This window comes from Anaerolineales bacterium (assembly GCA_022866145.1).
Taxonomy (GTDB): Bacteria; Chloroflexota; Anaerolineae; order Anaerolineales; family E44-bin32; genus PFL42.
Genome location: JALHUE010000376.1, coordinates 1 through 7,230 on the forward strand (window position 1 = coordinate 1; position 7,230 = coordinate 7,230).

7 protein-coding genes are annotated in these 7,230 nt (G+C 59.5%); 4 read left to right on the forward strand and 3 right to left on the reverse strand.

Annotated elements, in window-relative coordinates; genetic code table 11:
• Positions 1–363, forward strand: a 363-nt coding sequence (locus tag MUO23_11395) for an aminotransferase class V-fold PLP-dependent enzyme (protein ID MCJ7513560.1), incomplete at its 5' end; no start/stop codon positions are given.
• A 79-nt stretch (positions 364–442) separates the two neighbouring features.
• Here the strand turns inward: MUO23_11395 and MUO23_11400 are convergent.
• Both MUO23_11400 and MUO23_11405 read right to left on the reverse strand, forming a co-directional pair.
• Positions 443–613 (reverse strand): hypothetical protein, encoded by a 171-nt coding sequence (locus MUO23_11400; GenBank protein ID MCJ7513561.1) that lies wholly within the window; start codon positions 611–613, stop codon positions 443–445.
• A gap of 447 nt (positions 614–1,060) precedes the next feature.
• Positions 1,061–1,837 (reverse strand): glycosyltransferase, encoded by a 777-nt coding sequence (locus MUO23_11405; GenBank protein ID MCJ7513562.1) that lies wholly within the window; start codon positions 1,835–1,837, stop codon positions 1,061–1,063.
• A 224-nt stretch (positions 1,838–2,061) separates the two neighbouring features.
• Here MUO23_11405 and MUO23_11410 point away from each other — a divergent pair, with 224 nt between their 5' ends.
• The 3 genes from MUO23_11410 to MUO23_11420 all read left to right on the forward strand — a co-directional run bounded on the left by MUO23_11410 (position 2,062) and on the right by MUO23_11420 (position 3,952).
• Complete coding sequence (locus MUO23_11410) at positions 2,062–2,763, forward strand: glycosyltransferase family 2 protein (protein MCJ7513563.1); 702 nt, start codon at positions 2,062–2,064, stop codon at positions 2,761–2,763.
• Positions 2,753–3,121 (forward strand): DUF2304 domain-containing protein, encoded by a 369-nt coding sequence (locus MUO23_11415; protein MCJ7513564.1) that lies wholly within the window; start codon positions 2,753–2,755, stop codon positions 3,119–3,121. The genes MUO23_11410 and MUO23_11415 overlap by 11 nt, the downstream gene beginning before the upstream one ends.
• 423 nt (positions 3,122–3,544) lie before the next feature.
• Positions 3,545–3,952 carry a class I SAM-dependent methyltransferase gene (locus MUO23_11420; protein MCJ7513565.1) on the forward strand — a complete coding sequence of 136 codons (408 nt, stop codon included), beginning with the start codon at positions 3,545–3,547 and terminating at the stop codon, positions 3,950–3,952.
• Positions 3,953–4,349: 397 nt separating this feature from the next.
• Here MUO23_11420 and MUO23_11425 read toward each other — a convergent pair whose 3' ends face one another.
• Positions 4,350–6,287, reverse strand: a complete 1,938-nt coding sequence (locus MUO23_11425) for a DUF2142 domain-containing protein (GenBank protein ID MCJ7513566.1) — start codon at positions 6,285–6,287, stop codon at positions 4,350–4,352.
• Positions 6,288–7,230 lie beyond the last annotated feature (943 nt).

Below are 7,230 nucleotides of genomic sequence, written 5' to 3' on the forward strand. Positions count from 1 at the left end.
CTGCAGCAGAGCATGCACGCGATACGCCGACACGAGCAACCCATGAGCGCGGCACTGATCGAGCGCTTGCAGTCGATTCCCGGCGTCCGGATCCATGGCATCACCGACCCGGCGCAGATGCACAGGCGTGTACCCACGGTTTCGTTCACGGTCCCCGGCACACACCCGCGCGCCATTGCCTCGGCGCTAGGAGCGGGAGGGATCCAGGTCTGGGACGGCAACTACTATGCCCTGGCCGTCACCGACCGCTTGGGACTGGAGAGCCAGGGCGGGATGGTGCGGGTTGGCCTAGTGCACTACAACACCGAGGACGAGATCCAGCGGCTGGTCGACGCGCTGCGGCCGATCATCGCCCGCAGCTGATCCGCTCGAGCCCCGGCAACGAGGAGACGAAGAATGCCGACCCGTCAATCGCGGGATTCTGAGGGCAGGACGGTATTGATCATCGACGCCGGCGTGGCCGGGCTCGCAGCAAGAGAAAGCCCGCATGCTGCATGCCATGGAGCACAATCAGGTGGCGGACAGCCTGAATGACCTTCTCGATGGGCGCCATCGCAGCATCCGCCAGCAGGTGGAGAATCTCGCCATTGTCGCGCCCCTGGGCTCCGAGCATTGCCCCGGCAGTTGGCGGGGCAATGTCTCTGCCGGTTGTTGAGCGAGGAAACCATGCACCCGGTGATGGGGATTCCCAAGCCGCGTCGCGCTCTGAGCAGGTTGTTCGTAGCCGGCTAGTGGGCAGAACCGGGCGCGATGGCGCCCATGGCGCCCGCTTGTGGGCGCAACGCTGACCCAGGTGATCTGCGCCCAGGGCTGCAGACCGTTCGTCGCTTACCCTCACTAGTGGCAACTCTCTGCCCTCCGCGCCTCTCAAAGCTGTTTGCGCTCCAACCGGTCCAGGGTTTGAGCAAGAAACGGATCCCCCGCCGAGGGCCAGTTGCCGCCTTCAGATGTTCCACGCCCGGCATGATTACGCGCGTCGTCCCGTCGCCGGCCAGACTCACCGAGTGCAGCACTTCGTTCAGGAGGAGGGGCTGATGCTGCTCTGAGGGGAGGAAACAGGCTAGCGCAACCGGGATCGCCGGTTCAACTCTGCGTACCCCAGGGTCATCACCCGACGATGCAGCTCATGAAGCACCACCCAGGGGAGAGTCCTCACATACCGCTTCACAACTTCTCTCTCTTCTGTGATGTACTCTTCCAAGTGGCCTCGCGAACTCGTCTTTGAAGAAGAGTGAACCCTGAAAACCGCAAGCACGTCCCTGACGATGAGTGGCCGATGCCTCTGCCAGAGCCTCAGCCAGTATTCATAGTCCATGACGTACTCTAGATTCTCGTCGAGCAATCCCACTTCGTCCATGGTGTCCCTTCGCCAGAAGGTCGCTGGCTGAGAAATGTAGTTCGTCACACTCAGCAGGCGATAACTCCCGGCCAAGAGAAGGATGTCCTTGTACAGTCGGACGGCTCGTCGGCGGTCTATCCCCGCCTCATCAACTATCCTGCACCTGCCTGTCAACCACGCCACGTCAGGATGGTTGTTGAAGGCTTCCACTACCCTCGCAATCGCACCACGGCACAGTAGATCATCCGCGTTCAGGTAGCCGAACAGCTCTCCTCGTGCAAGGCGCAGGCCCTTGTTGACAGCATTTGCCTGTCCTGTGTCAGGCTCACTTATCCAGACGATTCTCGCCGCAAACTCCTCCAGGATATTGATGGTCTCGTCAGTCGACCCCCCATCGATCACAATGCACTCTACATGAGGATAGCCCTGCATCAAGACCGACTGGACCGCTTGCCGAATGAACGCCCCCTGATTGAGCGATGGGGTGATAATGCTCACTACAGGTGAGCCCGCGCAGTGAGTTCCCGATTTCAAGACTGCACCTCTTGGGTTCGGGCCAGGCCTCCTGGATTGACCAGGGGAGCATCCTGCATGCTGTAGGGACACTCAGTCACTTCGTGAGAAACGATAAGGATACCCGTCTTGCGGCCCATCCTGCCATCCAATGCGATAGGCATGCCCATAATGACAACTCGCCCCACTCGGTATACAATTCCATTGAGATGGATCGCCAGGTCACACCGTTCGTTGTTGTACCCGCCTACAACGAGGCCCATATCCTCCATCGCACGCTCAGCAGCCTGGTAACTGCAGGCTACCTGGTAGTTGCGGTCGACGACGGCTCGACGGACGGCACTTCAAGCGTGGCCCTAACCATTCCCGTCCATGTGCTTCGGCACGTCACAAATCTAGGCCAGGGTGCCGCTCTCCAGACAGGGATAGCCTACGCGCTGTCCTTCCCGGAGTGCACTCATATTGTGACCTTTGACGCTGACGGGCAACACCGGGTTGAGGACATCGCCGCCCTAATATCCGCCATGCAAGAATCTGGAGCGGACGTCGCTATCGGCTCGCGATTCAAAGATGGCACCCGCGCTCCTGGGATTCCGTTCACCCGCATCATAGTCCTCAGACTTGCGGCGTTCTTCACCCGACTCACAACGGGGCTAAGCGTGACCGACGCCCACAACGGCCTGCGCGCGTTTACCAGGTTCGCTGCAGGAAGAGTCCGCATTCGTCAGGCCGGTATGGCCCACGCATCCGAGATCATTGGGCAGATACGGCGGGCTGGTCTGACTTACATCGAGGTTCCAGTGACCATTGACTATACCGCGTACTCGCGCTCGAAAGGGCAGAGGCTTTGGAACGGCTTAGGTATCCTTTGGGAAACACTTGTCGGAGGCCTCGCAGGCGATGCAGACTAGCCAGATCCTTATAGCCCTCGGGCTTGTTATTGTTCTCGTCTATGTCTTCGCTGCCAAGAACGCTCTCTCTCAGCGCTGGGCCATTGTAGTCCTCGTGGGCATCGGCCTGGTGCTCGCAGCGTGGCCAAACTTGACCTCGCTCATCGCTAACAGCATTGGCATAGGCAGAGGAACCGACCTTCTCCTTTATGTATTTGTCGTTTTCTGCATCTTCCTCTTTGCACACATACTCGGCCAACAGCACCGACTTGCTTCTCTGGTTGTTACCCTTGTCCGAGAAGAAGCTCTTCACAACGCCAAGGTGGGAGAGGTGCCGCAGGATCCCGGACCCGGCGAGGAGGCTGCCAAACGACCCTGATCAAATGGATTCCACCACCTTACCGAGGGTTCTCCGAAATCCGGGTATCCAGGTCTATTCGGCATCTCCAGGTGCTGCACGAGAGAATGCGCGGCCAGTCGCGCCAAGATCGATCTCCCTTCCCGCCTCGATCTCGCCATCTCCAATTCGTTACTGAGGATAGGCCTCAAGGACTTTCCCTAGCCAAACTGACCTGTCTCATCCGACAGAGCGATGTGGCGCCGTCCGGCGTAGTCGCAACACTGCCTGGGATCCGACGCGTTGGCGGGAACCGTCGCCCGCCAGGCACGAGCTCTTCCACCGCCACTGGAAAGGCCGAATCCTGGACAGTCGGATCCAGTCATCCCTAGTCAGAGACACCGATACAACGACACCGCCCGGCATTTCGACGTCTCAACCCTTCCTCGGCTACTGTGTGATCACATGCCGGCAGGCCCGCTGGCTCTCGCCGACATTTGCTGCGGAGATGGTTCATTCTTCGCCATCCTTGACCGTCTCGGATACATCTCTCCGGCCATGCCAGTCTATGCCGTCGATAACGACGCTCGGCGTTTGAATCGCGTGAAAGCCCGCTTCCCGTTCATCACCGCCCCCACCGCCTGGGCCGAGTCTGTCCCGGCCATACCCGATCACAGCATCGACTTCGTCATTTCCACAATGATAATGGAACACGTGACGAGTGAAACTGCTTACTTGGACGAAATTCGCCGCGTGATGAAACCGGGAGGTCGAGCACAAATCACGGCCGTCTTCAAGCGCCCGTGGGCCTGGTACTTCCGCAGACGAGACGGCAGGACCGTCCTCGACCGCTCCCACCTGAGAGAATACTGAGAGAATACACCGATCTTGATGCCTTCCGCGGCCTTCTCCAAGGCAACTCTCGTTTCACTATGTTGAACGCCCTTGAACTCCGGCCTCTTCGTTTTCCCGTGCTCGATCCGATACTCTTTCGCCTGGCACGGATCGCGCCTATCCCGTCCGATACGAAAGTGCTGCCAGCCGCCCGTCGTCTCGCAGTCCGCATTCCGCGGTAATCCACCCTCGCTACGGTCGTACAGTTCTAGCTGAAGCCAAAGACGAGTCCCTTCCTGCGCACCCTGCGTGACTGACAAGCCCGCTCTCTGGCCATTGCGCCGACGCAGGTGTCCTCAGATCGTGAACACCTGTCGCCACCGATAGCTTCATCAGATTCCCGCGTTCACTGGTCCATCATGACCAGCGAACCCACTCACCTGGAGATTCGCTCAATCAAGGACCGCCTCACCTTCTCGAGACCAAGTCTGCACCCATACTGGAAGACGAGGTCGGTCCTTTGTTCGCTCTCTCCCATATACAGTTTGCCCAGCGAATACTCCGGCTGAAGCGTCAAGGCTACGCGCACAGACCCGGATTCATCCGACTCTCCGCCGAGCACCTTGAGCTGATAGTAGTGACCCGCCGAGTCTTCTTCGACAGGGAACCCGAGAGTGAGCCACCCTCCCGCTGGAAGGTCCCGATTATATGTGCTCTGCAGTACCACATCCTGGTCGCGAGATGGATCGCGCAAGAGGAATGTTGTCCGCGCTTCCGGGTTTGAGCCCAAGGCGTTCACCCAGAGACGGACTTCTTCCATGCCATTGCACTCGGGGATGACTTCCTGCACCAGGCCTTCCGGCGGAGCCGGGGGGGAGTAGCTGTCGTCGGGAGCCCAGTTCTTGTAGACGGGCTGATAGCACAGGCCTGTTCGATATGCCTGAGTGCCGCATGTGACATGGTACGACAGGTATATGCCTGCTGAATACGCCGCAAGGCTGATCCACGCCGTGCCTACCACAGCGCGTGTTGCCCAGCGACCGGTGACGGCATTCCCAGCACCAACAAACGGGATCAGGGCCAGAGGCACGAACGGCAGAAGATATCGCCCCTGCACGCCTGTCACTTCAGGGCTCGCAATCCGCGACACCGTCACGTAGAGTGCGCCAATTGTGGCGAGGTATCCAAGCGCCAAGACAGCAGCAATGACGATCCGAGATCTTCGCGGAGGAGGACTACCTGTGGTCTCAGCAAACACAACCCCGAGCAGGGCTATGGGCGAAAGCAAGTACACGATCGCGGGAGGAGCCCAGTATCCATATCCATATTCACCCAGCATCCCCCTTGCGTACTCCCCGCCGTTCCTGAGTAGATCGCGAAACATTACTCCTGCGAAGAGATCCAGATGCCGCACGATCCACTCTACTTGCCGCCCTGCGTCGGCACCTTCAACCCCACTTCGTGACCGTGAGACCACAATCGCATTCCAGCCCAGAACTTCCACGACAAAGAGAGCTAGCGCAACGACTACAACCGCCATCGTCTTTCCCGTGTTTCGCCGCCTTGCGTGAGGCACAATCATCAGTATCAACAGGGCAAGCACTGCGGTGTTCGGCTTGACCCCGAATAGCAGAATCAGCGACGCAATCAGAAGCATTACCTCATACCACCTCAGGCCATCGCGGGTTGAGAGGTACAGGGATATCGCAATGAAAAGTAGCCCGATACCGTTCGTCACCACATCCGCGTTTATCGTGGAGGCTTGAAAGAGCGCCATTGGAAGTGTGGCTGCGATCGCGATCGCCCACTTTCCAACCGGAGTGAACCGGACCGCCAACCAGACCAGAAGTGCGTAGGTCACAAGACCTGCAAGTCGGCTCCCATAGAAAGCCTGCAGCGCGGAGAGCTGGAACTTCCTGCCCAGATACCTCATGGCCAAGGACTGCGGAAGCAAGGTAACCGGGGAATACGTAGATCTCGTTGGGAGTCCACTGTAGATGTAGCCTTCAGCATCAATGGGCTTGGCCCCGTATTCCTTCCAGAACCCCGCACTAACCGGGCCCACCAGCGGCGATCTCCTGTAGGAGAGATCCCAATAGATGGCGGGGAACGGGCGTTCAGGTCCGATCACTTCGTTCGGAACGAAGCGGAAGTGCGACAGTTCCCACACACGGACGAGATGAGTTTCCTCATCGTACCCGGCACCCAGAGGAATCATCAGAACATTGAACAGGCCGAACACAACCACGGTCACCACGGTGAAGAGCTCCACCCGCGAGAAGCCGCCGGAGCCCAAGCCGCTAGTCAGCCGGCTGACTAGTCCGCCAGCGACGTGTGTTGCCGATCCCGGAGCAGATATAGCCAGTTTTGGCATCCTCACTCGCTGTCAGGCCTGTTCGGCCGCCTTGTCAACGGTTCCCCCTCATGCCATCCCACCCACGCGTCTTCCCCATCTCGCATCGTCACCTATCAGTACAAGGCCGACCCGGTAATCTGTTGAACCTCAGACAGATCACGCCCTACGCGACGTTTGGTCTCCGCAGGCAGGCACGACCTCTACGTTCTGTCCCCATCCAAATTCAGAGGCTCTCACCAGATTGGATGCTCCATCTGCGCTCTGCATCGAGTCCGTGCAAACGAGGCTGCCACCTCACCCTGGTCGGCTGGAGGTCGCCGACCCCTCATCTTCCCCAAGATTGATCGCAACCGCCAGCAGTGGCTTCCAAGGTCAGGGCAATCGCATGTTCTGCAAGGTTCTGCTCGCCCGCCCGACTCCCACCGGCTGTGTAGCGATCCGTGGAATGAGGGGGGCCCGGCCCGCCTGGGCGAGATTCCTGCAGCAACGGTTTCGAACCCCGGGAGTGTGCATTGGGATGATCAGCGGCCTCCGCTGAGATTCGGTCGGGTGAAAGGGAGCGTACACGCGCTCCTTGCAGTTCAAGCCATCAAGGCTCAAGGGGAAGGCCTACGGCCAGTCCGATCGGTCGCTTCTTCCCGTGAATGGAGCACTCGTCGATTGTACAATGGTACTCGAGAAGCCGTGGAGGGGCGTGCAATCACAGCAAGAAACGCGCCGGCAGACATCCAGATGAGGGGGGCACCCGGATGTCCGCCAGCGATCGCCAGTATACCACGCCGGAGTCGCTCGTCAAGCCCCCGTCGCCAGGCGTGTGTCTTTCCCGCTGGAAGTGCGCAGTCGCGAGGGGTGTTCAGCGTCGCCTGGCTCAAGTTGGCCGTTGTCTCTCAAGTGGATTCCGTTGGAATTCAGATGGCCCTTCGCAGGCACGGCCCGTGCTCTGCCCATCGCCCCCCGCCGA